Below are 24,903 nucleotides of genomic sequence, written 5' to 3' on the forward strand. Positions count from 1 at the left end.
CTACCGAGAGTTTCATGACCCCCTCTTCCGATTTATTCAAACCCGCCTTCGGCCTCGGCAACCCCCACTTGCAGACACTGTGGGGGCCGCTGTGGCGGCCGACCACCCACATCGAGCGTCAGCGTGAGCGCCTGTGGCTGGAGGATGGCGACTTCCTCGATCTCGACTGGCATGGCCCCCATGACGTGCAAGCGCCCTTGGTGCTGGTGCTGCATGGGCTGACCGGTTCGTCCAATTCACCCTATGTGGCCGGCCTGCAAAAAGTCCTCGCGGCCCAAGGCTGGGCCAGTGCCGCGTTGAACTGGCGCGGCTGCTCGGGCGAGCCCAACCTGCTGGCTCGCAGTTATCACTCCGGCGCCAGCGAAGACCTGGCGGCGGCGATTGCTCATCTGCGCGCCAAGCGGCCGTTGGCGCCCTTGTATGCGGTGGGTTATTCCCTGGGTGGCAATGTGTTGCTCAAGCATCTGGGGGAAACCGGCAAGGCCTCGGGTCTGCAGGGCGCGGCGGCGGTATCGGTGCCGTTTCGCCTGGATCAATGCGCCGATCGCATCGGCCTGGGGTTCTCGCGGGTGTATCAGAAGCACTTCATGCGCGAGATGCTGGCGTACATCCGCGTCAAGCAACGCCAGTTCCTGCAGGACGGTCGTGAGGATGGGCTCAAAACCCTGGAGGCCCTTGGTTCCCTGGAAAAGATGCGCACATTCTGGGACTTCGACGGGCGGGTAACCGCGCCGCTGCATGGTTTCTTGAGTGCCGAGGATTACTATCGCCGCGCCTCCAGTCGCTATTACCTGGGCGGTATCCGCACGCCGACGCTGATTATCCAGGCGGCTGATGATCCGTTTGTGTTTGCGCACAGCTTGCCTGACTCCAGTGAGCTGTCGGCCTGCACCGAGTTCGAGTTGCTGGCCAAGGGCGGGCATGTGGGGTTTGTGGAGGGTTCGCTGAAGCGTCCTGGTTACTATTTGGAGCGCCGGATCCCGCAATGGCTCCAGACCCAATACGGTCAATAGTGTGGGAGCTGGCTTGCCTGCGATAGCGGTGGGCCAGCCAACGTTGAGGTGGCTGACACTCTGCTATCGCAGGCAAGCCAGCTCCCACACTTTGATGAAGTGCTCACACCTATCGTTTAATCGCCCTGCGCAATTTCCCGGGCTGGATCGGTAATCCACTCACTCCACGACCCCGCATACAACTTGCCCAACGGGTACCCCGCCAGGCTCAACGCAAACAGGTTATGGCACGCCGTCACCCCAGACCCGCAATACGCCACCAGCTCCTGAGCCGGGCGCCCTTGCAACTGCGCGGCAAAGCGTTGCTTGAGCTGATCAGCCGGCAAGAAACGACCATCACTGCCCAGGTTTTCACTGAACGCCGCACATTGCGCACCAGGGATATGCCCGGCAATCGGATCGATGGGCTCCACTTCGCCACGAAAGCGCGGCTGGGCGCGGGCGTCGATCAAGGTCAGGCCAGGTTGGCCCAGGCGTTTTTGCAGGTGTTCGGCATCCAGCAACAGACGATTATCCGGCGTACCGTCGAAGGTACCTGGCGCAACCACAGGCGCGTCCAGGCTCAAGGGGAAACCGGTGACATGCCAGGCCTTGAGGCCACCATCCAGAATAAACACGCCATCACGCTTGCCCAGCCAGGCCAGCAGCCACCAGGCACGGGCGGCGTAGGCACCGGGGCCGTCGTCATACAGCACCACATCGGTGTCGGCACTGATGCCCCAGGCCCGCAGTTGCCTGGCGAACGTGTCCGCCGCCGGCAAAGGATGACGACCGGTCACGCCCTTGGTCACCGGGCCGCTCAGGTGGCGCTCAAGGTCGGCGTATTGCGCGCCCTCGATATGCCCTTCGGCGTAACTGCACAAGCCGTAGTCCGGGTCTTCCAGGGCAAAGCGGCAATCCAGGATCACCCACCCGCTCGACTGTTGGCGCTCGGCCAATTGCGGGGGGCTGATCAGTTGGGCAAGCGGCATGACTGACTCCTGTGCATACAAAGGGGAAAGGTCTTACTTCACTTCTTCCAGTGCCTGATTCAACGGCACGTAAAACTCTTTGAACAAGGCATCCACCGCCTCTTTAGCCTGTGGCGTAACGAACCCCGCCTCCAGCACCAGCACCTGGTACACCCCGCGCTTGATCGCCTCGGCGCTCAGGTGGGTGGATTTTTCATTGGTGGTACACAAAAAACGCACCCACGAGGTAAGGATGATCCACGCATTCAGGGTCAGGGCTTCGGTTTGCACCGGGTCCATATTGAGAATGCCGGCATCGACAAAGCCTTGGTAGATCGCGCCGCCCTGGATCAGGCAACGCTGGGAAAACCGCCGGTAGCCAGTCGCCAGTTCCGGGTCGCTCTCCAGCAGGTGTTCGAGGTCGCGGTGCAGGAAGCGATAACGCCACATGCCGGCCAATACGGCTTGCAGATAAAAGCGTTTATCCTCCACCACCATCGTGCGTCCCTGTGGTGGGCGCAGGAAACTGTCTACCAGCGCTTCATATTCGCGGAACAGCACGGCGATGATCGCCTGCTTGTTAGGGAAGTGGTAGTACAGGTTGCCCGGGGAAATTTCCATGTGGGCGGCAATGTGGTTGGTACTGACACTGCGCTCGCCCTGCTGGTTAAAAAGCTCCAGGCTGGTTTGCACAATGCGCTCGCTGGTCTTTACTCGTGGTGCCATAGGGGATCAGCTTCTATACACGGGATGGGGCATCTTACGGCCTAACCCGGCCAGGATAAATCTGGATGTTACTGCAATGTTATTTGACAATTTAGAGCAATGACTCTAAAAATCCAGGCAGACCAATAACAATCGGTGCCGCGCCATGTCTGCCAACGTTGCCTACCTGCAAGATTCCCAGGCGCTGGATCAGCTCCAGAACCTGTTCAACGCCCAACGCCGCGCCTTCGTCGCCAACCCGATGCCGCCGGCCGGGCAGCGCCAGCAATGGCTCAAGGCTTTGCGGGATCTGCTGAGCGACGAACGCCAGGCGCTGATCAATGCGATCAGCCAGGACTTCAGCCATCGCAGCGCCGACGAAACCCTGTTTGCCGAATTGATGCCTAGCCTGCATGGCATTCACTACGCGAGCAAACACCTCAAGGGCTGGATGAAACCTTCCCGCCGCGCTGTAGGCATTGCCTTCCAGCCCGCCTCAGCCAAAGTCATTTACCAGCCATTGGGCGTCGTCGGCGTCATCGTGCCGTGGAACTACCCGCTATACCTGGCCATCGGCCCGTTGGTGGGGGCATTGGCGGCCGGTAACCGAGTGATGCTCAAGCTCAGCGAGTCCACGCCGGCCACCGGTGAGCTGCTCAAGGCGTTGCTGGCCAAGATCTTCCCCGAGGACCTGGTGTGCGTCGTGCTGGGCGAAGCTGACGTGGGCATGGCGTTTTCCAAGTTGCGCTTCGATCACCTGCTGTTCACCGGCGCTACCAGCATAGGCAAGCACGTGATGCGTGCGGCGGCCGAAAACCTCACGCCGGTGACTCTGGAGCTAGGCGGCAAATCGCCAGCCATTGTCTCGGCCGATGTGCCACTCAAGGACGCCGCCGAACGCATCGCCTTCGGCAAAACCTTGAACGCCGGGCAAACCTGCGTGGCGCCAGATTATGTGCTAGTACCGGAAGATCGCGTGGAAGGCTTTGTCGAGGCCTATTCCAAAGCCGTGCGCGGGTTTTATCCGACGCTGGTCGACAACCCGGACTACACCGCCATCATCAACGAACGCCAACTGGCCCGGCTCAATGCCTACGCCAAGGACGCCACCGACAAAGGCGCCACCTTGATCCCGCTGTACGAGCAGGGCCAGGCGCGGCGAATGGTCCACAGCCTGCTGTTGAATGTCAGCGACGACATGACCGTGATGCAGGACGAAATCTTCGGCCCGCTCCTGCCCATCGTGCCGTATCGCGGCCTTGACCAAGCCTTTGCCTACATCAACCAGCGACCTCGCCCACTGGCCTTGTATTACTTCGGCTACAACAAAGGCGAACAAGCGCGGGTGCTCCACGAAACCCACTCCGGTGGCGTGTGCCTGAACGATACCTTGCTGCACGTCGCTCAGGACGATATGCCGTTCGGTGGCATCGGCCCGTCAGGCATGGGCCATTACCACGGTCACGAAGGTTTCCTGACGTTCAGCAAGGCCAAGGGTGTGCTGGTCAAACAGCGCCTGAACGCAGCGAAGTTGATCTACCCGCCTTATGGCAAGTCGATCCAGAAGCTGATCCAGAAGCTGTTTATCCGCTGATAACCGCCACCTTCGGGACTATAAAAACAATGAACCCCAGCCTGACTGATTCACCCGCGCTGTCACGGCGCGGCGTCTTGAAAATCGGCCTGTGTGCCAGCGCCTTCCTCGCCACCGCCGGGTTGGGCGCCAGCCTCAGCGGTTGCTCCAGCAGTACGCCGGCCAGCGGCTTTGCGATGTTGCGCACCAGCGACTTGCCATTCTTGCGGGCGGTAATCCCGGTGCTGCTGGAAGGCGCGGCCAGTGCTGAACAAGTGCTTGCCGGTATTGAGGGCAACCTGAAAAAGCTCGATTACAGCCTGCAGCACTTGTCCCCCGAGATGTTCAAGCTCACCCAGCAATTATTCGACGTACTGGGCATGGGCATTACCCGCGGCCCGCTGACCGGTATCTGGGGCAGTTGGGAAAACGCCAGCAGCGAACAGATCCGCAATTTCCTGCACCGCTGGGAAAACAGCTACCTGAACCTGCTGCGCATGGGCCAGGGCTCGTTGCTCAAGCTAGTGATCATGGCCTGGTACTTCCGGCCCGAGTCCTGGGCCCATTGCGGCTACCCCGGCCCGCCCAAGATCTAGCCTGGGCAATCCCCCAAGATTGCATCTTCCGACAAGAATAAGAGAGCACACCTATGCCCGTACCCGATCTGTTCCGCGACGGCCTGGCCCGTGGCTGGAAAACCCACAATGGCGCCGCCCTGGATAACGACCTGACCCTGGAAGCGGATGTCGCCATCATCGGCAGCGGCGCCGGGGGCGGTACCACGGCTGAAATCCTCAGCGCCGCCGGCTACAAAGTGTTGCTGATCGAAGAAGGCCCGCTCAAGACCAGTAGTGATTTCAAACTGCTGGAAGACGAAGCCTACGCCAGCCTTTACCAGGAAGGCATCGGGCGGATGAGTAAGGACGGCGCTATCACCATCCTGCAGGGCCGGGCCGTGGGCGGTACCACCTTGATCAACTGGACCTCCAGCTTTCGCACCCCTGACGCTACCCTCGCGCATTGGGCCAGCGAATATGCGGTCAAAGGCCACAGCAGCGCCGAAATGGCGCCCTGGTTCGAAAAAATGGAGCAGCGCCTGGGCATCGCGCCGTGGGCGCTGCCGCCGAATGCCAACAACGATGTGATCCGCAAAGGCTGCGAAAAGCTCGGCTACAGCTGGCATGTGATCCCGCGCAATGTGCGCGGTTGCTTCAACCTGGGGTATTGCGGCATGGGCTGCCCGGTCAACGCCAAGCAGTCAATGCTGGTGACTACCATCCCGTCCACCCTGGAAAAGGGTGGCGAACTGCTTTACCTGGCCCGCGCCGAACGGCTGAAATACAGCGGCGACACCATCAGCAGCCTCGAATGCGTGGCCATGGACGAACGCTGCGTAGCGCCCACCGGGCGCAAGATCAGCGTGAAAGCCAAGCACTATGTGCTGGCGGGCGGCGGCATCAACAGCCCGGCCCTGATGATGCGCTCCGACGCGCCCGACCCACACTCGCGGCTGGGCAAGCGCACCTTCCTGCACCTGGTCAACTTCTCCGCCGGGCTGTTCGACGAGGTGATCAACCCCTTCTACGGTGCGCCGCAATCCATCTACTCCGACCACTTCCAATGGCAGGACGGCACTACCGGCAAAATGTCCTACAAACTGGAAGCACCGCCCCTGCATCCAGGCCTGGCGAGCACCCTGTTTGGTGGCTATGGCAACCAGAACGCCCTGGACATGAACCAATTACCCCACACTCACGCCATGCTCGCCCTGCTGCGCGACGGCTTTCACCCCGACAGCCCAGGCGGCACGGTGGAGTTACGCGGTGACGGCACCCCAGTGCTCGACTATCAGGTCTCGCCCTACGCCTGGGACGGCCTGCGCCGGGCCTTCCACAGCATGGCCGAGATTCAGTTCGCGGCGGGGGCCAAATCGGTCAAGCCCCTGCATCACGACGCGCGCTTTGTGAACAACTTGGCCGAAGCCCGCAGCGTGATCGACGGTCTGAACCTGGAACTGCATCGCACCACCCTGGGCAGCGCCCACGTGATGGGCGGTTGCGCCATGGGTGAAGACCCAAAAAATGCCGTTGCCGACAGCCTGGGTCGCCATCATCAGTTGCGCAACCTGTCGATCCACGATGGCTCGCTGTTCCCCACCAGCATTGGCGCCAACCCGCAATTGTCGGTGTACGGACTGACCGCGCAACTGGCGAGCGCATTGGCCGAACGTCTGAAAACGGCATGAAAAGACAGGGTATTCACGGTATCTATCTACATAAGTCGACTTGGCCCACCGGTAATGCTGCGATACCATCCGGTTCCCCAACGGACTCCGCCAGGACGACGCGATGAACCGAGTGTTGTACCCAGGTACCTTCGACCCGATTACCAAAGGCCATGGCGATCTGGTCGAACGCGCCTCTCGCCTGTTCGACCATGTGATCATCGCGGTCGCGGCCAGCCCCAAGAAAAACCCGCTGTTTCCCCTGGAACAACGTGTGGAGCTGGCGCAAGAGGTCACCAAGCACCTGCCGAATGTGGAAGTAGTGGGCTTTTCGACATTGCTGGCGCATTTCGCCAAGGAGCAGAACGCCAATGTGTTCCTGCGTGGCCTGCGTGCGGTGTCGGACTTCGAATATGAATTCCAGCTGGCCAACATGAACCGCCAATTGGCGCCGGACGTGGAAAGCCTGTTCCTGACGCCGTCGGAGCGTTATTCGTTCATTTCCTCGACGTTGGTTCGTGAAATCGCCGCTTTGGGCGGAGATATCACCAAGTTCGTGCATCCAGCCGTGGCCGATGCGCTGACGCTGCGCTTCAAGAAGTAAGGCTGCTCGGTCGGTGCCTGCTCGCACTGCGGGCGCCAATGCGGCACAATTGCGCGCATTAGTTTTCAGATGCCTTGGCAGAGTGCCCTGGCAGGAGTTTCCATGTCCCTGATCATCACCGACGATTGCATCAACTGCGACGTCTGCGAACCCGAGTGCCCGAACGCCGCCATTTCCCAGGGCGAAGAGATCTACGTGATCGACCCTAACCTGTGCACCCAGTGCGTCGGTCACTACGACGAACCGCAGTGCCAGCAGGTATGCCCGGTGGATTGCATTCCGCTGGACGAGGCACACCCTGAGACGGAAGAGCAGTTGATGGAGAAGTACCGCAAGATTACCGGTAAGGCCTAAGCCTCTTCATTGCCCCTAAGGGCCTCATCGCAGGCAAGCCAGCTCCCACACTTGGATATATGAATACATTCAAATGTGGGAGCTGGCTTGCCTGCGATAGCAATATCAGCCTTCACCCAGCAATCAGCTCTGACACCTGGGGCAAAACACACTCGCCCGCTGCCCCAGCACCACATTGCGCAGCTCAGTGCCGCAGACCTTGCATGCCTCGCCGCCCCGGCCATACACGAACAGTTCCTGCTGGAAATACCCCGGCTGCCCATCGCCGCCGATAAAGTCCCGCAACGTGGTGCCGCCCCGCTCGATGGCAGCGGCCAGCACCCGCTTGATCTCAATCGCCAGCTTCAAATAGCGCCCGCGTGAAATCCCGCCAGCGGCGCGGCGTGGGTCAATCCCCGCTGCAAACAGCGCCTCGGTCGCATAGATATTGCCCACGCCCACCACCACCGCGTTGTCCATGATGAACGGCTTCACCGCCATGGACTTACCGCGAGACAGCTGGAACAAGCGCTCGCCATCAAACAGGTCGGTCAACGGCTCCGGCCCCAGCCGCATCAGCAGCTCATGGTTGTGCGGGTCGAGGCTCCAGAGCATCGCACCGAAGCGCCGCGGGTCGGTGTAGCGCAGGGCCATGCCCGATTCCAGCTCGATATCCACGTGCTCATGCTTGGCCGCGGGCATGCCGACTTCCACCAGGCGCAAGTTGCCCGACATGCCCAGGTGGCTGATCAAGGTGCCCACTTCGGCATTGATCAACAGGTATTTGGCCCGGCGCTCCACCAGCACGATGCGCTGCCCTGACAGGCGCACATCCAGGTCTTCCGGAATCGGCCAGCGCAGGCGCCGCTCACGCACTACCACGCGGCTGACGCGCTGGCCTTCCAGGTGCGGGGCAATGCCGCGTCGGGTGGTTTCGACTTCTGGTAACTCGGGCATATGTACCTCTTGAATGACGGGTCAGTGCGCGCCCAGTTCGCGGATCGACAACTTCAGGCTCTCGAAGTCGTAGTCCGACAGGCCCACGTAATCCAGCACCAGATGGCCGATGGCGTTCCACTCATGATCCACTGGCTGATTGCCCAGTACGCGATAGGACGAACAGATATGCTCGGCCATCTTCAAAATGGCCAGCAGGTTCTTGAGCTGTGGGTTGCGCGACGTCTCATCGCTGAAAATCGCCAGGGCGTTATGGTGATTGGCGATGGCGTCGGTGACATGCTCCGGCAGGCGCCAGGACTTGGCGGTGTAGTAGCCGACTACCGCATGGTTGGTGTGGAACGCTTTGTTTTCGGTGTCGACCACGCGGCAATCCGGGGCGGCATTGGCGTATGCATCTTCCAGCACCGCCATGTAATTGGGGAAGCGCTTGAGCATCAGCGGCACGCCACAATCATGGAACAGGCCCAAGGCATAGGCTTCGTCCACGGCCTGGGAACCGGTGCGCTTGGCCAGGGTGAGGCAGGTCATGGCCACATCCTGGGCGGTGTCCCAGAAGCGGTTGAGGGTGACGATGGTGTCGTCGCACATCTCACCCTTGATCGACTGCGCGTTGATCAAATTGATGATCGAACGGCTGCCCAGCAGGTTCACCGCACGCTGGATCGAAGCGATTTTGTTGCTCAGGCCGTAATACGGCGAATTGACGATCTTGAGCAGTGCACCGGACAAGCCCGGGTCCTGGGAGATCAGCCGCGCAATCACTTCCAGGTCCGGATCGGGCATGTACTGCTCCATCTGCAAATCCACCATGATTTGCGGTTGAGGCGGCACGCTGATGCCTTGCAGGGCCTGTTGGATCTGCTCGGGGGAAAGCTCTTGGGACATAAGTACACACTCTGGGCTAGGCGCGAATTCTACCCCTTATGCCGATGTGGCCGACACCCAAAAACCCAAGTGAAACCCGATCGAATGTGGGAGCTGGCTTGCCTGCGATAGCATCACCACCGTACGTCTGATACACCGCGCCGCCCGCATCGCAGGCAAGCCAGCTCCCACATGAAAGAGTGCGCAAAGGGTATACTCCCGCTCTTTTTTCCGGAGCGACGTCATGTCCCTGCCAAGCCTGCGTCTCAAAGCCAACGCCGATCGTCGTTTGCGCAACGGCCACCTGTGGGTCTACAGCAACGAAATCGACGTGGCCGCCACCCCACTCCACGGCTTCCAGGCAGGCGACCAGGCTATCCTGGAAGCGGCCGGCGGCAAGACCCTGGGCATCGTGGCCATGAGCCCGAACAACCTGATCTGCGCCCGCCTGCTGTCGCGCGACATCAAGTTGCCGCTGGACAAGTCGCTGCTGGTGCACCGCCTCAACGTCGCGCTGTCCCTGCGTGACCGCCTGTTCGACAAGCCGTTCTACCGCCTGGTCTACGGTGATTCCGACCTGCTGCCGGGCCTGGTGGTCGACCGTTTCGGCGACATCCTGGTGGTACAGATCGCCTCGGCGACCATGGAAGCGCATAAAGAAGATGTGATCGCCGCGCTGACCCAAGTGCTCAAGCCCAGCGGCATCCTGTTCAAGAACGACTCCGCCGCGCGCGACGCCGAAGGCCTCAACCGCTACGTCGAAACCGTGTTCGGCCTGGTGCCGGAGTGGGTGGCGCTGGAAGAGAACGGCGTCAAGTTCGAAGCCCCGGTGATCCAGGGCCAGAAAACCGGCTGGTTCTACGACCACCGCATGAACCGCGCCCGCCTGGCCCCGTATGCCAAGGGCAAGCGTGTACTGGACCTGTACAGCTACATCGGCGGCTGGGGCGTGCAAGCTGCAGCCTTTGGCGCCAGTGAAGTGTTCTGCGTCGACGCTTCGGCCTTCGCCCTCGACGGCGTAGAGCGCAACGCCGCGCTGAACGGCTTTGCCGAGAAGATGACCTGCATCGAAGGCGACGTCTTTGAGGCGTTGAAAGAACTGAAAGCCAGCGAAGAGCGCTTCGACGTGATCGTCGCCGACCCACCGGCCTTCATCAAGCGCAAAAAAGACATGAAAAACGGCGAAGGCGCCTACCGCCGCCTCAACGAGCAAGCCATGCGCCTGCTCAGCAAAGACGGCATCCTCGTCAGCGCCTCGTGCTCCATGCACCTGCCGGAAGACGACCTGCAAAACATCCTGCTCACCAGCGCCCGCCATCTGGACCGCAACATCCAGATGCTCGAACGCGGCGGCCAAGGCCCGGACCACCCGGTGCACCCGGCGATTGTCGAGACGCGCTACATCAAGAGCATTACCTGCCGGTTGCTACCCAATAGCTGATGCTGTTCCCCTGTAGGGACTTGCGGGTTCCTACAGGCTTTTAGGAAATGTCGTACTGCCCCAGGCTTTGACTTTCCGTAGCGCAGACTCGATCCTCGCCCCTCTCATGGAACCGAGGCTCGCGCATGTCGAAGGCAATTACACAGGCTGAAAAACCGCTCTTGGTTTTCTGGCTGATGACCATGACTTTGCTGGGCGTCTTCCCCCTTGACGTCGTACTGCCCTCCTTTCCCGCCCTGGCTGAACACTTCCATACCTCGACCACCCATATCGCTCGATCCGTCAGCCTGTTCGCCATTGGATTTTCCTGCTCAATGCTGCTGATCGGCCCGCTGTCCGACAGAATCGGTCGCAAGAAGCTACTCCTGGCCAGTATGGTAGTAGCCATCCTGGGTGCAGTCGGGTGTCTGGCCGCCAGAAACACGCCCCAATTCCTGTTCTTTCGAGTCATTCAGGCCATAGGCTGCGGTGGTTTCATACTGTCCCAAGCGCTGGTGCAGGACCTTTTTTTCGGCAGGGAACAGGAGCGGTTGCGCATAGCAATGGCCACGGCCGGAGGCATTTTCATCTCGATTTCCCCAGTGCTGGGCGCATGGCTGCAATTGCACTGGGGATGGAAAGCCAGCTTCTACGCGTTTATCGCCCTCTGTGCCGCAACGTGGTTTATGGCTCACCGATTACTGCATGGCGGCTTCCCTCCAACCGCGCCAAGCGAGCGGGGTATTTTCAGGGCCTACGCCAAGGTTTTCGCCAACAGACATTTCGCCAGCTACGCCACGATCTCCTCGATCACCTTCGCCTGTCATTTCTCATTCATCGTTGTGTCACCGCTCATTTTCATGGACCAGTTAAAGCTGTCACCCCATGAGTACTCATTGACCTTGCTTCTCTACGGCGCCGCCTACGTAGTGGGAGGCCTCTGTGCCGGCGTCCTGCACAAACGGCTGGCGGCGGCTACCCAGATGGCAGTCGGGCTGGTTCTGATCGCTATCTCTGGCGTAGTCATGCTGCTGTTGGCCTACCTGTTCGGCTTATCAACCCCGACAGTGTTGGTGCCCATGCTGCTCTGCACGGCGGGCACCACCATCACCCGGCCCATTTCCAACTCCAAGGCCATGAGCCTGTTTCCAGACAATGCGGGAGCCGCAGCTTCCGCCGTTGCGGCAGCGCTGTTCATTGCTGGCGGCTGTATCAGTGCATTTATCAGCACCTTTACCCACCAGTTGAGTACTGCGCTTGGCTTGTGTTTTCTGATCCTGAGCCTTGCCGCCCTTGCGTTGAACTCATGGGCACGGCGGCGCCCGCACGTCCTGTAGCGGCTAACTTCAAGGTTGCGCCCATTCCCTCCAGCCGCCAGCGGTGTAGAATCGGCCCTATTCATCGCCAGTCATCCCCCGGCGGGTTTATGAGCTCGAGGCCCAAGCACGCGGCGATCCCGCGACGCGAGTGGCAACTTCCGGACACACGGCCATTTTCTGAGTGTTCCAGTCGTCAATTAGAAGCTCACTCCCCTTTAGTACTTGATTAGCCGCCCGGAGTGCTCCAATGCCTGATTACCGCTCGAAAACATCCACCCACGGCCGCAACATGGCCGGCGCGCGCGCGCTGTGGCGTGCCACGGGGATGAAAGATGACGACTTCAAAAAGCCGATCATCGCGATTGCCAACTCGTTCACCCAGTTCGTGCCGGGCCATGTCCATCTCAAGGACCTGGGCCAACTGGTCGCCCGCGAGATCGAACGCGCCGGTGGCGTGGCTAAAGAATTCAACACCATCGCCGTGGACGACGGCATCGCCATGGGCCATGACGGCATGCTGTATTCCCTGCCGAGCCGCGAGATCATCGCTGACTCCGTGGAGTACATGGTCAACGCCCACTGCGCCGACGCCATTGTGTGCATCTCCAACTGCGACAAGATCACCCCCGGCATGTTGATGGCTGCCTTGCGCCTGAACATCCCGGTGATCTTCGTCTCCGGCGGGCCGATGGAAGCCGGCAAGACCAAACTCGCCTCCCACGGCCTCGACCTCGTCGACGCCATGGTGATCGCCGCCGATTCCAGCGCTTCTGACGAGAAGGTCGCCGAATACGAGCGCAGCGCCTGCCCGACCTGCGGTTCGTGCTCCGGCATGTTCACCGCCAACTCGATGAACTGCCTAGTGGAAGCCCTGGGCCTCGCCTTGCCGGGCAACGGTTCCACACTGGCCACTCACAGCGACCGCGAGCAGTTGTTCCTGCAGGCCGGCCGCACCATCGTCGAGCTGTGCAAGCGTTACTACGGCGAGAACGATGAGTCGGTGTTGCCGCGCAATATCGCCAACTTCAAGGCGTTCGAAAACGCCATGACCCTGGACATCGCCATGGGCGGTTCCACCAACACCATTCTGCATTTGCTGGCTGCCGCCCAGGAAGCCGAGATCGACTTTGACCTGCGCGACATCGACCGCCTGTCCCGTCACGTGCCACAGCTGTGCAAAGTCGCGCCGAACATCCAGAAGTACCACATGGAAGACGTGCACCGCGCCGGCGGGATCTTCTCGATCCTCGGCTCCCTGGCCCGTGGCGGCCTGCTGCACACCGACCTGCCAACCGTGCACAGCAAGTCCATCGCCGAAGGCATCGCCAAATGGGACATCACCCAGACTGACGACGAAGCCGTGCACACCTTCTTCAAGGCCGGCCCGGCCGGTATCCCCACCCAGACCGCGTTCAGCCAGTCGACCCGCTGGGACACCCTGGACGACGACCGTGAAAACGGCTGCATCCGAAGTGTCGAGCACGCCTACTCGCAAGAAGGCGGCCTGGCCGTGCTGTACGGCAACATCGCCCTCGACGGCTGTGTGGTGAAAACGGCAGGTGTGGATGAATCCATCCACGTTTTCGAAGGCCGCGCCAAGATCTACGAAAGCCAGGACAGCTCGGTACGCGGCATCCTCGCGGACGAAGTCAAGGAAGGCGACATCGTGATCATCCGCTACGAAGGCCCTAAAGGCGGCCCGGGTATGCAGGAGATGCTTTACCCCACGTCCTATCTGAAATCCAAAGGCCTGGGCAAAGCCTGCGCCCTGCTGACCGACGGCCGTTTCTCCGGCGGCACGTCGGGCCTGTCCATCGGCCACGCTTCCCCGGAAGCCGCTGCCGGTGGCGCGATTGGCCTGGTGCAGGATGGCGACAAGGTGCTGATCGACATTCCGAACCGCTCGATCAACCTGTTGATCAGCGATGAAGAACTGGCAGCACGCCGGGTTGAGCAGGACAAGAAAGGCTGGAAGCCGGTGGAGAAGCGCCCGCGCAAAGTCACCACCGCGTTGAAGGCCTACGCGTTGTTGGCCACCAGCGCCGACAAGGGTGCGGTGCGCAACAAAGCCATGCTCGACGGCCTGTAAGCCCCGCGCATAAAAAAGCCCCGCCAGGTGCGGGGCTTTTTTTGTCTGCAGAAAAACCCCAAGACATTGGAGATCAAATGCGGGAGCTGGCTTGCCTGCGATTGCATCACCTCGGAGTACATGAAGTACCGAGGTGTCTGCATCGCAGGCAAGCCAGCTCCCACAGTGACTGCACTTCGACTTAAGGCTCTTTACTGAATCTCCTCCGGTTTCACGATCACCCAGTTCTTGTCCGCCGTCACCGGCAGCCCTTCCTTGGCTTGCGCCGCCGCGTGCTTGGCGATCATGCCGTTGAGTTGGGTCATGTACTTGTCTTTGCGGTTGATCCACAGGTGGACGCCGCCCTTGGCCACGTCCACATCGTGGAACAGCATGTAGCCATCGCTGGTCGGTGTGTCACCGCCGACAATCACTGGTTTTTTCCATTCGTCGATGTAGGTGAGGATCGCCGCGTGCTTACCGGCCATCCAGGTCGCCGGGGTCCACAGGTAGGGAGTCAGTTCCAGGCCGAGGTTGCTATTCTCGTCATACTTGCCGGCAGTGATCTGTTTGCGTGCGGTGGTCAGCTCGCCGGTCTTGCGGTCCTTGAGCATCGTGGTCACGCCGATAACGTTCTCGGGTTTGACGTTGTAGCCGTACTTCGGATCAGCCGCGACCATGCGCACCAGCTCCTCGGACGCGGCGGTCATCACATAGACCTCGATGCCGTTTTCCATCAGTTTGTTGTACAGCTCGGCCTGGCCGGTGAAGACTTTCGGCGGCTGTACCTCGGATTTTTTCACCACGTCGCCTTCGAAATAGCTGACCGGCACGGGCTTGCCGGAGGCCATCAGCTCGTCGACCTGCACTTTGAGCTCCTTGAGGGTAAAGCCGGAAAAAATCTGCGCAACCCAGGGGTAGCAGACCATGTCGTCGACTTCGCACAGGCGATAGTAGTAGCTGAACAGACTTTCCTTGTGGTCGGCGGTGTCTTTGAAGGGGATAAGCTTGAGCGAAGGGTCCATGGTTTCGCGGGTGATCAGGCCCTTGTTTTCCATGAACGGCAGCAAGGACTCTTCAAGGTCATAGCGGTAGCTGGTGTTGTCCATGTCGAACACCGCGTAGTTACCCTTGTTGGCATTGGCGGCGATCATTTCGTTGAGTTGTTTGGCGGCAGGTGCCGGCCAGTGTTTCAACTCGGTGGCGGCAAACGCCTGGCTGGCGAGCCCGAGGCAAAAGGCGGCGGATAACAGTAGTTTCGGCGCGAGCTTCATAGGCGTTGTCTCCCTCAAGTGAAAGACATCGACGCTAACAAATCCGTATGACAGTTATCGCCCGAGCGCGACCGCTGACGTCGCGATTGCGCCAAGGGCATACGCCTGGGCGTCAAACGCTTATTCCAAAAACGACAGTCGCCATTCCATATTGGTATTAAATCAATATATTTCAAGCTGTTAGGCTTCCCGGTTCGCAATCGCAGGCTCACGCGATTGGCTGCCTTCTCAACGGAGCTTCAATGAATCTGCCCCTGATTCTCAATTTATTGGTGTTCGTGGCCCTGTTGCTGGGCCTGGCACAAACTCGCCGTACTAACTGGAGCCTGGCCAAGAAGGTGCTGTTCGCCCTGGTGCTGGGCGTGCTGTTCGGCGCGGCGTTGCACACGATCTATGGCGACGGCAACCCGGTGCTCAAAGCCTCCATCGGCTGGTTTGACCTGGTCGGCAACGGCTATGTGCAGCTGCTGCAAATGATCGTGATCCCGCTGGTGTTCGCCTCGATCCTCAGTGCCGTGGCGCGCCTGCACAACGCCTCGTCCCTGGGCAAGATCAGCTTCCTGACCATCGGCACGCTGCTGTTCACCACGGCCATCGCGGCGCTGATCGGCATCGGCCTGACCAACCTGTTCGGCCTCACCGCCGAAGGCTTGGTGGCCGGCACCCAGGAAATGGCGCGCCTGCAAGTGATCCAGAGTGATTACGCTGGCAAGGTTGCCGACCTGAATATCCCGCAGTTGCTGCTGTCGTTCGTACCGGCCAACCCGTTCGCCGACCTGGCCCGGGCCAAGCCGACGTCGATCATCAGCGTGGTGATTTTCGCCGCGTTCCTTGGGGTTGCCGCGCTGCAACTGCTCAAGGACGACGTGGAAAAAGGCCAGAAAGTCCTTAACGCCATCGACACCCTGCAAGCCTGGGTGATGCGCCTGGTGCGCCTGGTGATGAAGCTGACCCCCTACGGTGTGCTGGCGCTGATGACCAAAGTGGTCGCCGGTTCCAACCTGCAAGACATCATCAAGCTGGGCAGTTTCGTGGTGGTGTCGTACCTGGCCCTGGGCCTGATGTTCGTGGTGCACGGCCTGCTGCTTTCCCTGGCCGGGATCAACCCGCTGCGCTTCTTCCGCAAGGTGTGGCCGGTACTGACCTTTGCCTTTACCAGCCGTTCCAGCGCTGCAAGCATCCCGCTGAGCATTGAAGCGCAGACCCGTCGCCTGGGCATCCCGCAATCCATCGCCGGCTTCGCCGCCTCGTTTGGCGCGACCATCGGCCAGAACGGTTGTGCCGGTCTTTACCCTGCGATGTTGGCGGTGATGGTCGCGCCGACTGTGGGCATCAACCCCTTGGACCCGCTGTGGATCGCGACCCTGGTGGCGATAGTGACCTTGAGTTCGGCGGGCGTTGCCGGCGTGGGCGGCGGTGCGACCTTTGCCGCGCTGATCGTGCTGCCGGCCATGGGCTTGCCGGTGTCACTGGTGGCGCTGTTGATTTCCGTGGAACCGCTGATCGACATGGGCCGCACGGCGTTGAACGTCAATGGTTCGATGACGGCGGGTGCGATTACCAGCCAGATCATGGGGCAGACGGATAAGGCCTTGCTGGATGCCGATGAGCATGCCGAGTTAGCGCAGGTCTGATAGACCGCTATCGCAGGCAAGCCAGCTCCCACATTTGAATGTATTCACACATCAAACTGTGGGCGCTGGCTTGCCTGCGATGCTTTCAGGCTTTTTCCCACACTTCGAAGTTGTAGGCCGGCTTATCACCTTCAGCCGGATTCTCGACATTCGACACCAGCTTCCACTGGTTCATATCAAACTCTGGAAACCACGCATCCCCTTCCGGGCTCAGCGCCACGCGGGTCAGGTACAAGCGATCGGCCTGTTCCAGCCCCTGTGCATACAACTGCGCGCCGCCGATCAGCATCAGCTCGTCCACGCCTTGCGCCTTGGCCCATTCCTCAGCCCGCTCTACCGCCGCGTCCAGTGACGGAAGCACTTGCGCACCTTCCAGCACAAGATCGGTCTGACGGCTGACCACCAGGTTCAAGCGCCCCGGCAGCGGTCGGCCCAGGGAATCCCAGGTCTTGCGCCCCATGATGATCGGCTTGCCAAGGGTGGTGGCTTTGAAATATTTGAAATCCCCCGGCAAATGCCAGGGCATGCTGTTGTCGACGCCGATCACACGGTTTTCACCGAGGGCTGCGATCAGGCTTAAGGGGAGAGTTTTTTTCATGGCGACGAGAATACCAGAGCGGCGAGCCAGCGGTTATGCTCCAACCTCATCAACACGACAGGACGGCGCGTGACTGCACTGAACCCGCTGCACAGACTTTGGCTGACAGAAACCGTGCGCCTGCGGGAAGAACACGCCGGCCCCCTGGAAGACCTGGAAGCCAACCGCTTGGCCCGCACCGCCGGGGGCGACCTGGCCACGCGCATCCAGCAGCGTGCGCTGCACTTGGCCGAGCGCGATGGTTTGGCCGCCGCGCTCAGCCGCTGGCTGCAAGGCGCACGCCTGGCGCTGTTGTTACTGGCGGCGGTCGCCGTCGTCAGCGGCGCCGGTTTGGCGTTCGCCGCGCTGGGTAATGGCCTGGCCCCGGTGAATGTGTTCTGGGCCTTGGGCAGCCTGCTCGGCCTGAACCTGATCTTGCTGATCAGTTGGGCCCTGGGCCTGCTGTTTGCCGGCGAACACAGCGCCAGCCTTGGCCGGCTGTGGTTGTGGCTCAGCGAGAAACTGGCCCGTGACGCCAAGGCCGCGCAACTGGCCCCGGCGTTGTTGCTGTTGCTGCAACGGCAAAAACTCAATCGCTGGGCGGTGGGTGCGCTGGTCAACAGCTTGTGGTTGCTGGCCTTGCTCAGCGCCCTGGTGATCCTGCTGACTCTGCTCGCCACCCGCCGCTACGGGTTTGTGTGGGAAACCACCATTCTCGGCGCCGATACCTTTGTCGCCGTGACCCAGGCCCTCGGCACACTCCCGGCTCTGCTCGGTTTCAATGTGCCCACCGTGGAGATGATCCGCGCCAGCGGCGACTCCGCGCTGAATATCGAAAGCGCCCGCCAGGCCTGGGCGGCCTGGCTGGTGGGCGTGTTGCTGGTCTACGGTCTGCTGCCGCGGTTGATCCTTGCCTTGCTGTGCCTGTGGCGATGGAAACGCGGGCGCGCAGCGTTGCACCTGGACCTCAACCTGCCCGGTTACGCCCAACTGCGCGAACGCCTGATGCCCAGCAGCGAGCGCCTGGGGGTCAACGATGTGGCGCCCGAACACCTGCACCCGATCAGCGGCGGCGCAAGTGAGCTGGAGAGTGATGGCGCCTTGCTGGTCGCCATCGAACTCGACGACCAACACCCTTGGCCCCCTAAACTGCCTGCCAACGTCAAGAACGCCGGCATCCTCGACAGCCGCGAATCACGCAACAAACTGCTGGAGCAACTCAGCCGTTTCCCACCCGCGCGCCTGGCCATCGCCTGTGACCCGCGCCGCTCGCCCGACCGTGGCAGCCTGGCGCTGATCGCCGAGCTGGCACGCAGCGCTACCGACACCCGCGTATGGCTGCTGCAGGCACCACCGGGCCAGGCGCTGGACGCCGAGCGCCTGGGCGACTGGCATGCCGCGTTGCAACAGCTTGAAGTGTCGTTTGCCGATTGTGCGCCGCTGAGCTGGCTGGAGACCGGTCATGACTAAACCGCTGAAACTCGCCGTGGTCGGCCATACCAACGTGGGCAAAACCTCACTGTTGCGCACCCTCACCCGCGATGTCGGCTTTGGCGAAGTGTCCCACCGCCCCAGTACCACGCGACATGTGGAAGGTGCGCGCCTATCGGTAGATGGCGAAGCCTTGCTGGAGCTGTACGACACCCCCGGTCTGGAAGACGCCATCGCCCTGCTCGATTACCTGGAGCGCCTCGACCGCCCCGGCGAACGCCTGGATGGCCCTGCACGGCTGGCGCGTTTCCTGGAAGGCAGCGAGGCGCGCCAGCGTTTCGAACAGGAAGCCAAGGTGTTGCGCCAGTTGCTGGCCTCCGATGCCGGCCTGTACGTGATCGACGCTCGCGAGCCGGTGCTGGCCAAGTACCGCGACGAACTGCAAGTGCTGGCCAGTTGCGGCAAGCCGTTGTTGCCGGTGCTCAACTTTGTCAGCAGCAGCGACCACCGTGAACCGGACTGGCGCGAAGCCCTGGCCCGCCTCGGCCTGCATGCGCTGGTGCGTTTCGACAGCGTGGCACCGCCCGAAGACGGCGAACGCCGGCTGTATGAAAGCCTGGCCCTGCTGCTGGAAAACTCACGGCCGCAGTTGGAACGCCTGATCCTCGATCAAGAAGCCCAGCGCCAGGCCCGCCAGCAAAGCGCCGCCCGCTTGATCGCCGAACTGTTGATCGACTGCGCGGCCTGCCGTCGCAATGTCGTCACCGAAGATGAACAGCAAGCCATCGGCGATTTGCGCAAAGCGGTGCGCCAACGGGAACAAAAGTGTGTTGATGCCCTGCTCAAGCTGTACGGCTTTCGCCCACAGGACGCGGCGGCCAGCGACCTGCCGCTACTGGATGGGCGCTGGGGCGACGACCTGTTCAACCCCGAAACCCTCAAGCAACTGGGCGTGCGGGTGGGTGGCGGGATCGCCGCCGGCGCAGCCGCCGGTGCGGGCGTGGACCTCCTGGTCGGCGGCCTGACGCTGGGCGCTGCTGCCCTGGCGGGCGCGATTGCCGGCGGTGCGCTGCAAACCGCGCGCAGCTACGGCAGCCGCCTGATGGGCAAGATCAAGGGCCAACGCGAACTCACCGTCGATGACAGCGTGCTGCGCCTGCTCGCCCTGCGCCAGCGCCAGTTGCTCAAGGCCCTGAACCTGCGCGGCCATGCGGCAATGCACAGCATCAAGGTCGACACGCCCCAGGACATAACCTGGCGCGAGGGCAAACTGCCCGACGCCTTGAACAAGGCCCGCGCCTATCCGCAATGGTCGTCCCTCAATCCCCACGCCAAACTAAGCCAGGCCGAGCGTCAAGAACAGGTCGAAGCCCTTGCCATGCGCCTCGACGAGACCTAAGCAGTCATCAGCACCTGCCGGGCCTTGGCCTTAAGCACCTCAAGGTCCAGCACCGGCGCCTGCATTTGCTTGGCCTGCTCGTCCCAGTGGCGCATACGCAAGCTCACGGCATACAACGGGTCTTGCTCAAAGGTCCGGGCCTCTTCTGCGCTCATGACGCCGCCTTGGTAACCCAGAGTGCGACGGCTGGCTTCGCTCAAGCGGGCGAAATAGTCCGGTTGGCTGAAGGTCAGGTAACGCTTGGCCTGGACGTGGTATTCCACCAGCCTGGCCAGGCGTTCGCTGAAGCCTGCCCGGCGCAGGTAATCGGCGCCCAGCCGCTCGTGGCTGACCACGCCATAACCGCCCATGTTCGCGCCGCCCTGGCCGCAGAGATGGCCGATGTCGTGGAAAAACGCCGCCAGCACCACCTCGTCGTCAAAACCTTCGGCCATGGCCAATTGCGCGGCCTGGGACATATGCTCGATTTGCGACACCGGCTCGCCGATGTAGTCAGCCGTGCCATGTTGCTCGTACAAGCCAAACACCTGGGCAATCGCCTGTTCCGGGCTCATCGCGTCGCGCCCCACAGTGTGCTGATATTACGCTCGGCCATCGCCGGCCCCACGCTCATCCCTACGCCGGTGTGCATCAAGGCAGCGCTGACGCCAGGTGCCGCCTGCACAAACGAAAACGGCCCAGGCCCGCGCGAACCGTAGACGCCCTGCCAGCGCTCCACCACTTGGACCTTGCAACCCAGGGTCTGTTGCGCCAGTTCGATCAGCCAGTCATCCACCTGCTCGGCGTTGAAGGGCGACGGATCGCTGTCGTAATGGTGGGAGTCACCGATGATCAACTCGCCATGGGGCGTAGGGCTGATCAACAGGTGAATGCCGTGCTCGTGCAGGTACGGCGTTTCGCGCAAGATCTGCGCCTGCACGGCGGCCGCTTCCGGCAGGTCGGCAAAGGCGCCGTAGTGCACGCAGCTCAAGCCGGTGAGCAAGGCATGTTGCAGGTTCAGGTTGAGCACTGCCCGGGCGCGCAGCATTTGCAGGCGACAGGTTTGCGGGTTGAGCGCGGCGATGGCGTCGGCCAGCAGGGTTTGATAGTCATGGCCGGAGCAAACAATGATCTGCTCGCCGCGAAAGCGGCCTGCCGTGCTGTGCAACTGGCCCGGTTCAACCTCGCGCACCAAGGTAGAGAAGTGAAACTCCACGTTAAGCGCCTGGCTCAGGTAATGGATCAGCGCCGGGATGGCCTCGCGGGAATACAGTTGCTGGTCGTCCTTGCCATGCAGTGCGGCGCGGTGATGGCGGAACTGGCCGGCGTACAGGTCGTTCATGGCAGCGCCCTGCAGCAGCTCGACGTTGTAGCCGTGCTCCCGCGCGCGCCCGGCGCAGAAGGCTTCGAGCAGATGCTCTTCGGCTTCGGTGCGGGCGAACAGGTACGAGCCATTGCGTTTGAGCGCCAGGCCCGCCGCTTGCGCCCACTGGCCCCATATTTCGCGGCTTTCCCGCGCCAGGTCGAGCATTGGCCCTGGTGGTTGACCGGTGACCAGCGCCTGGCCGAAGTTGCGCACTGAGGCGCCCAATGGCGTGGCGCTTCGCTCGAACACCTTGACCTTGAGGCCGCGCCTGGCGGCGGCATAGGCGTGGGAGAGACCGAGGATGCCGGCGCCGACGACTAACAGATCACTACTCATACTGTCCTCTGGTTCCCGCGCTCCGCGTGGGAATTCATCCGGTGACGCTCCGCGTCACGACCTTTAAAAGCGGACGCGGAGCGTCCAGAGCGGCGTTACCACGCGGAGCGTGGGAACGATCGGTTACTGTTTTTCCGACTTGCCGTCATAACGCTTACGCCATTCGGCCAAGATGCTGTCACGGTTCTTGGAAGCCCAGACAAAGTCGTTCTTGATCAACCGTTGCTCATAGTCGGCCGGCAATTCGGTCTGTGGCTTGGCGATTCCCGGTTGGGCGAGCACGGCGAAGTTGTCCTTGTACAGATCCATCGCCGCGGTGCTGGCGGAGAAGTCAGCGAGTTTTTTCGCCGCCTCGGCATGGGCCGTGCCTTTGATCACGGCGGTGGCTTCGATGTCCCAGCCCAGGCCTTCCTTGGGCAGGATGATGTCCAGCGGCGCGCCCTGGCGCTTGAGCTGAACCGCCGGGTATTCGAAGGAAATACCAATCGGAAACTCACCGGACGCCGCCAACTTGCACGGCTTGGAGCCGGAGTGAACGTACTGGCCGATGTTCTGGTGCAAGTCGTCCATGTACTGCCAGCCTTGCTTCTCGCCGAAGGTCTGGAGCCAGGCGCTGACATCCAGGAAGCCGGTGCCTGAAGACGCCGGGTTAGGCATCACGATCTTGCCCTTGTATTCGGGCTTGGTGAGGTCCTGCCAGCTCACCGGTTTGGTGAGGCCCTGCTTCTCGGCTTCGACGGTGTTGAAGCAGAGGGTGGCGGCCCACACGTCCATGCCGACCCAGGCCGGAGGGTTGGCGGCGTCGCGGTAATGCTTGCCGATCTTGTCCAGGTCCTTGGGCGCGTAGTTGTCGAGCATGCCTTGCTGATCAAGGATCGCCAGGCTGGAGGCGGCCAGGCCCCACACTACGTCAGCCTGGGGGCGGTCTTTCTCGGCCAGCAGTTTGGCGGTGATGATGCCGGTGGAGTCGCGCACCCACTTGATCTCGACGTCGGGGTTGGCCTGTTCGAAAGCTTTTTTGTAGGTCTTCAATTGTTCGGCTTCAAGGGCCGTGTACACGGTCAACTCGGTCTTGGCGAAGGCATTCAGACTGAATGCCGTGAGGACTGCAGCGACCAGCGCCAGGGGCTTGAACATGGAGCACCTCCTTCAGGGATGTTTTATTGGCCAGGTGCGCGCTGGCGCCAGGCTTGGGAGCGGCGCAGCGCGCCACGTGAGGCCCACGCCAGCAGCAGCGAGACGCTGGCCGAAGTGAACAAGATCAGGGTCGACATGGCCGCCGCACCGCCCACATTGCCGGCGTCGTCCATGTTCAGCACGGCGACGGCGGCGAGGATGGTGTCGGGGCTGTAGAGGAAAATCGCGGCGGACACGGTGGTCATCGCCGAGACAAACAGGTAGCGCAGGATGTCCAGCAGCGCCGGCAGACAGATCGGCACCGTGACGCGCAGATAATGGCGGTACAACGGTGCCTTGAGGGACAACGCGGCAGCTTCGAACTCGGCGTCCAACTGGCGCAAGGCGGTGGTCGCGGTCATCTGCGCGGTGGTCAGGTAGTGCGCAATGGTGCACACCACCAGCAACGCCATGCTGCCGTACAACACATGCAGCGGGTTGCCGTTGAGGTTGAAGAAGAACACGTAGCCCAGCCCCAGGACCAGGCCCGGCACGGCCATCGGCACGAAGCTGAGCATGCGCAGCGCCAGGTTGAGGTTCTTCTGGCCCTTGGTCTTTTCCATCAGGTAGGCGCCGGTGAAAATCAGCACGCTGCCGATCAACGCGGTGCACAGCGCCATGGTCAGGCTGTTGCGATAGGCCAACCAGCCGCCGCCGGCGGTGTCTTCGAACTGGTAGTGGTTGAGCGACAGCGACAGGTTGTACGGCCAGAATTTCACCAGCGAGGAGTACACCGCCATGCCGAACACCAGCAGCAACGCCGCGCAGATCAGCAGCACGATGGCCAGGTAGCAGCCGTCGCGCAGCCGCGATGGCGCTGGCTGGAACACCTGGGCGCGGCCGCTCATCGCGTCGCCATGCCGACGGCGCAACCACGCATCCACGCCAAAGCTGAACAGCGCCGGCAGCAGCAACACCATGCCGATCAACGCGCCGCGACCGAACTGTTGCTGGCCCACCACGGCCTTGTAGGCCTCCAGCGCCAGCACCTGGTAATCGCCGCCCACCACCACCGGTACCCCGAAGTCGGTGATGGTCAGGGTGAACACCAGGCAAAACGCGGCGAACACCCCCTGGCGCGTGGCCGGCCAGGTAATGCTGCGAAACGCCCGGGCCGGGCTGGCGCCCATGCTCGAAGCGGCGTCGAACAAACGCGCATCCGCCAGGGACAACGCCGACAGCAAAATCATCAAGGCATGGGGAAAGGTGTAAATCACCTCACCGAGCACAATGCCCCAGAACCCATAGATATTCTCCGAGAACAAGCCGCGCAGGAGGCCCTGGTTGCCGAACAAATAGACCAGGGCAATGCCCGGCAGCATCGACGGCGCCATCAATGGCAGCAAGGACAGGCCACGCCAGATGGACTTGCCGGGGATCAGCGTGCGTTGCAGGGCATAGGCAAACAAGTAGGCCAGCGGCACGACGATGGCCGCCACGCTGAGGGAAACTTTCAGGCTATTGCCCAGCAACCAGTGGAAGTTGGCGCTGCTCAGCAGTTCGCGAGCGGCTACCAGGCCACCGCCCTGCCCGGCTTCGCTGCTGAAGCCGCGCCAGAAGATCGCCAACAGCGGCAACAGCACCGCCACCACTAACAGGCCCAGCCAGAGCCACTTGCCGCCGACCACGAAGAGGCGGTCGCCCCACTCGGCGCGGGACACCTGGCGCGGTACCGGCAATGTCATCACCGCCCCCATC

22 protein-coding genes are annotated in these 24,903 nt (G+C 61.8%); 12 read left to right on the top strand and 10 right to left on the bottom strand.

All coding sequences use genetic code 11. The annotated features are described in order from the left end of the window. Nucleotides 1-14: 14 nt before the first annotated feature. Nucleotides 15-1,013, top strand: coding sequence for a hydrolase (locus MHH62_RS22965; protein WP_020301929.1), 999 nt, complete (start codon nt 15-17; stop codon nt 1,011-1,013). 116 nt (nt 1,014-1,129) lie between these two features. Here the strand turns inward: MHH62_RS22965 and MHH62_RS22970 are convergent, their stop codons facing one another. Then, on the bottom strand, nt 1,130-1,984 hold the full coding sequence (locus MHH62_RS22970; RefSeq protein WP_198832952.1) for a sulfurtransferase: 855 nt from the start codon (nt 1,982-1,984) through the stop codon (nt 1,130-1,132). Between the two features lie 33 nt (nt 1,985-2,017). Continuing rightward, nucleotides 2,018-2,689 (bottom strand): TetR/AcrR family transcriptional regulator, encoded by a 672-nt coding sequence (locus tag MHH62_RS22975; protein WP_005792294.1) that lies wholly within the window; start codon nt 2,687-2,689, stop codon nt 2,018-2,020. A gap of 145 nt (nt 2,690-2,834) precedes the next feature. Between MHH62_RS22975 and MHH62_RS22980 the strand changes: the two genes are divergently transcribed. The 5 genes from MHH62_RS22980 to MHH62_RS23000 all read left to right on the top strand — a co-directional run bounded on the left by MHH62_RS22980 (nt 2,835) and on the right by MHH62_RS23000 (nt 7,423). Then, nucleotides 2,835-4,262, top strand: coding sequence for a coniferyl aldehyde dehydrogenase (locus tag MHH62_RS22980; RefSeq protein ID WP_014720345.1), 1,428 nt, complete (start codon nt 2,835-2,837; stop codon nt 4,260-4,262). A gap of 29 nt (nt 4,263-4,291) precedes the next feature. Beyond that, entirely contained in the window at nt 4,292-4,837 is a 546-nt protein-coding gene (locus MHH62_RS22985) for a twin-arginine translocation pathway signal protein (RefSeq protein WP_339231966.1), read from the top strand. A gap of 53 nt (nt 4,838-4,890) precedes the next feature. Beyond that, nucleotides 4,891-6,486: a GMC family oxidoreductase gene (locus tag MHH62_RS22990; protein WP_198832950.1), complete on the top strand. Its 1,596-nt coding sequence runs from the start codon at nt 4,891-4,893 to the stop codon at nt 6,484-6,486. Nucleotides 6,487-6,589: 103 nt separating this feature from the next. After that, nucleotides 6,590-7,069, top strand: a complete 480-nt coding sequence (gene coaD, locus MHH62_RS22995; RefSeq protein WP_003195136.1) for a pantetheine-phosphate adenylyltransferase — start codon at nt 6,590-6,592, stop codon at nt 7,067-7,069. Between the two features lie 102 nt (nt 7,070-7,171). Beyond that, the gene (locus MHH62_RS23000) at nt 7,172-7,423 is read left to right on the top strand and encodes a YfhL family 4Fe-4S dicluster ferredoxin (protein ID WP_003195146.1); all 252 of its coding nucleotides are present in this window, start codon (nt 7,172-7,174) and stop codon (nt 7,421-7,423) included. 123 nt (nt 7,424-7,546) lie between these two features. On the opposite strand, the gene mutM is transcribed toward MHH62_RS23000, so the two are convergent. Both mutM and MHH62_RS23010 read right to left on the bottom strand, forming a co-directional pair. Then, nucleotides 7,547-8,359 (bottom strand): bifunctional DNA-formamidopyrimidine glycosylase/DNA-(apurinic or apyrimidinic site) lyase, encoded by an 813-nt coding sequence (gene mutM / locus MHH62_RS23005; RefSeq protein WP_003195148.1) that lies wholly within the window; start codon nt 8,357-8,359, stop codon nt 7,547-7,549. A gap of 21 nt (nt 8,360-8,380) precedes the next feature. Further along, complete coding sequence (locus MHH62_RS23010) at nt 8,381-9,193, bottom strand: HDOD domain-containing protein (RefSeq protein ID WP_177324614.1); 813 nt, start codon at nt 9,191-9,193, stop codon at nt 8,381-8,383. A gap of 277 nt (nt 9,194-9,470) precedes the next feature. Here MHH62_RS23010 and MHH62_RS23015 point away from each other — a divergent pair, with 277 nt between their 5' ends. From MHH62_RS23015 to ilvD, 3 genes are all read left to right on the top strand, one after another. After that, nucleotides 9,471-10,667 carry a class I SAM-dependent rRNA methyltransferase gene (locus MHH62_RS23015; protein WP_005792302.1) on the top strand — a complete coding sequence of 399 codons (1,197 nt, stop codon included), beginning with the start codon at nt 9,471-9,473 and terminating at the stop codon, nt 10,665-10,667. A gap of 125 nt (nt 10,668-10,792) precedes the next feature. Further along, nucleotides 10,793-11,983, top strand: coding sequence for an MFS transporter (locus MHH62_RS23020; protein WP_339231969.1), 1,191 nt, complete (start codon nt 10,793-10,795; stop codon nt 11,981-11,983). A 229-nt stretch (nt 11,984-12,212) separates the two neighbouring features. Next, complete coding sequence (ilvD, locus tag MHH62_RS23025; protein WP_003195159.1) at nt 12,213-14,054, top strand: dihydroxy-acid dehydratase; 1,842 nt, start codon at nt 12,213-12,215, stop codon at nt 14,052-14,054. 191 nt (nt 14,055-14,245) lie between these two features. On the opposite strand, the gene MHH62_RS23030 is transcribed toward ilvD, so the two are convergent. Then, on the bottom strand, nt 14,246-15,307 hold the full coding sequence (locus MHH62_RS23030) for a haloacid dehalogenase-like hydrolase (protein WP_232104037.1): 1,062 nt from the start codon (nt 15,305-15,307) through the stop codon (nt 14,246-14,248). Nucleotides 15,308-15,549: 242 nt separating this feature from the next. On the opposite strand from MHH62_RS23030, the gene MHH62_RS23035 reads away from it, so the two are divergent. Next, on the top strand, nt 15,550-16,941 hold the full coding sequence (locus MHH62_RS23035; protein ID WP_014720352.1) for an L-cystine transporter: 1,392 nt from the start codon (nt 15,550-15,552) through the stop codon (nt 16,939-16,941). A gap of 85 nt (nt 16,942-17,026) precedes the next feature. Here MHH62_RS23035 and MHH62_RS23040 read toward each other — a convergent pair whose 3' ends face one another. Continuing rightward, nucleotides 17,027-17,539, bottom strand: a complete 513-nt coding sequence (locus MHH62_RS23040) for a dihydrofolate reductase (RefSeq protein WP_020301935.1) — start codon at nt 17,537-17,539, stop codon at nt 17,027-17,029. Between the two features lie 69 nt (nt 17,540-17,608). Between MHH62_RS23040 and MHH62_RS23045 the strand changes: the two genes are divergently transcribed. After that, entirely contained in the window at nt 17,609-18,988 is a 1,380-nt protein-coding gene (locus MHH62_RS23045) for a DUF2868 domain-containing protein (protein ID WP_339231972.1), read from the top strand. Further along, on the top strand, nt 18,981-20,348 hold the full coding sequence (locus tag MHH62_RS23050) for a DUF3482 domain-containing protein (RefSeq protein WP_103452186.1): 1,368 nt from the start codon (nt 18,981-18,983) through the stop codon (nt 20,346-20,348). The genes MHH62_RS23045 and MHH62_RS23050 overlap by 8 nt, the downstream gene beginning before the upstream one ends. Here the strand turns inward: MHH62_RS23050 and MHH62_RS23055 are convergent. The 4 genes from MHH62_RS23055 to MHH62_RS23070 all read right to left on the bottom strand — a co-directional run bounded on the left by MHH62_RS23055 (nt 20,345) and on the right by MHH62_RS23070 (nt 24,902). Then, nucleotides 20,345-20,902: a phosphonate degradation HD-domain oxygenase gene (locus tag MHH62_RS23055; RefSeq protein WP_020301844.1), complete on the bottom strand. Its 558-nt coding sequence runs from the start codon at nt 20,900-20,902 to the stop codon at nt 20,345-20,347. The genes MHH62_RS23050 and MHH62_RS23055 overlap by 4 nt on opposite strands. Next, nucleotides 20,899-22,029, bottom strand: coding sequence for a TIGR03364 family FAD-dependent oxidoreductase (locus MHH62_RS23060; protein ID WP_020301843.1), 1,131 nt, complete (start codon nt 22,027-22,029; stop codon nt 20,899-20,901). Before MHH62_RS23060 ends, MHH62_RS23055 begins: the two co-directional genes overlap by 4 nt. A 123-nt stretch (nt 22,030-22,152) precedes the next feature. Further along, nucleotides 22,153-23,166 carry a putative 2-aminoethylphosphonate ABC transporter substrate-binding protein gene (locus MHH62_RS23065; protein ID WP_020301842.1) on the bottom strand — a complete coding sequence of 338 codons (1,014 nt, stop codon included), beginning with the start codon at nt 23,164-23,166 and terminating at the stop codon, nt 22,153-22,155. Nucleotides 23,167-23,189: 23 nt separating this feature from the next. Further along, a complete protein-coding gene (locus MHH62_RS23070; RefSeq protein ID WP_339231975.1) occupies nt 23,190-24,902 on the bottom strand; it encodes a putative 2-aminoethylphosphonate ABC transporter permease subunit in 1,713 nt (570 codons plus the stop codon). Between the last annotated feature and the right edge of the window lies 1 nt (nt 24,903).

The sequence above is a fragment of the Pseudomonas sp. FSL L8-0168 genome (genome assembly GCF_037976155.1).
GTDB classification, from domain to species: domain Bacteria; phylum Pseudomonadota; class Gammaproteobacteria; order Pseudomonadales; family Pseudomonadaceae; genus Aquipseudomonas; species Aquipseudomonas paracarnis.

Coding starts and splice junctions, on each gene's coding strand:
- MHH62_RS22965 (WP_020301929.1), top strand. CDS start 15: ATGACCCCCTCTTCCGATTTATTCAAACCCGCCTTCGGCCTCGGCAAC.
- MHH62_RS22970 (WP_198832952.1), bottom strand. CDS start 1,984: ATGCCGCTTGCCCAACTGATCAGCCCCCCGCAATTGGCCGAGCGCCAA.
- MHH62_RS22975 (WP_005792294.1), bottom strand. CDS start 2,689: ATGGCACCACGAGTAAAGACCAGCGAGCGCATTGTGCAAACCAGCCTG.
- MHH62_RS22980 (WP_014720345.1), top strand. CDS start 2,835: ATGTCTGCCAACGTTGCCTACCTGCAAGATTCCCAGGCGCTGGATCAG.
- MHH62_RS22985 (WP_339231966.1), top strand. CDS start 4,292: ATGAACCCCAGCCTGACTGATTCACCCGCGCTGTCACGGCGCGGCGTC.
- MHH62_RS22990 (WP_198832950.1), top strand. CDS start 4,891: ATGCCCGTACCCGATCTGTTCCGCGACGGCCTGGCCCGTGGCTGGAAA.
- coaD (WP_003195136.1), top strand. CDS start 6,590: ATGAACCGAGTGTTGTACCCAGGTACCTTCGACCCGATTACCAAAGGC.
- MHH62_RS23000 (WP_003195146.1), top strand. CDS start 7,172: ATGTCCCTGATCATCACCGACGATTGCATCAACTGCGACGTCTGCGAA.
- mutM (WP_003195148.1), bottom strand. CDS start 8,359: ATGCCCGAGTTACCAGAAGTCGAAACCACCCGACGCGGCATTGCCCCG.
- MHH62_RS23015 (WP_005792302.1), top strand. CDS start 9,471: ATGTCCCTGCCAAGCCTGCGTCTCAAAGCCAACGCCGATCGTCGTTTG.
- MHH62_RS23020 (WP_339231969.1), top strand. CDS start 10,793: ATGTCGAAGGCAATTACACAGGCTGAAAAACCGCTCTTGGTTTTCTGG.
- ilvD (WP_003195159.1), top strand. CDS start 12,213: ATGCCTGATTACCGCTCGAAAACATCCACCCACGGCCGCAACATGGCC.
- MHH62_RS23030 (WP_232104037.1), bottom strand. CDS start 15,307: ATGAAGCTCGCGCCGAAACTACTGTTATCCGCCGCCTTTTGCCTCGGG.
- MHH62_RS23035 (WP_014720352.1), top strand. CDS start 15,550: ATGAATCTGCCCCTGATTCTCAATTTATTGGTGTTCGTGGCCCTGTTG.
- MHH62_RS23040 (WP_020301935.1), bottom strand. CDS start 17,539: ATGAAAAAAACTCTCCCCTTAAGCCTGATCGCAGCCCTCGGTGAAAAC.
- MHH62_RS23050 (WP_103452186.1), top strand. CDS start 18,981: ATGACTAAACCGCTGAAACTCGCCGTGGTCGGCCATACCAACGTGGGC.
- MHH62_RS23055 (WP_020301844.1), bottom strand. CDS start 20,902: ATGAGCCCGGAACAGGCGATTGCCCAGGTGTTTGGCTTGTACGAGCAA.
- MHH62_RS23060 (WP_020301843.1), bottom strand. CDS start 22,029: ATGAGTAGTGATCTGTTAGTCGTCGGCGCCGGCATCCTCGGTCTCTCC.
- MHH62_RS23065 (WP_020301842.1), bottom strand. CDS start 23,166: ATGTTCAAGCCCCTGGCGCTGGTCGCTGCAGTCCTCACGGCATTCAGT.
- MHH62_RS23070 (WP_339231975.1), bottom strand. CDS start 24,902: ATGGGGGCGGTGATGACATTGCCGGTACCGCGCCAGGTGTCCCGCGCC.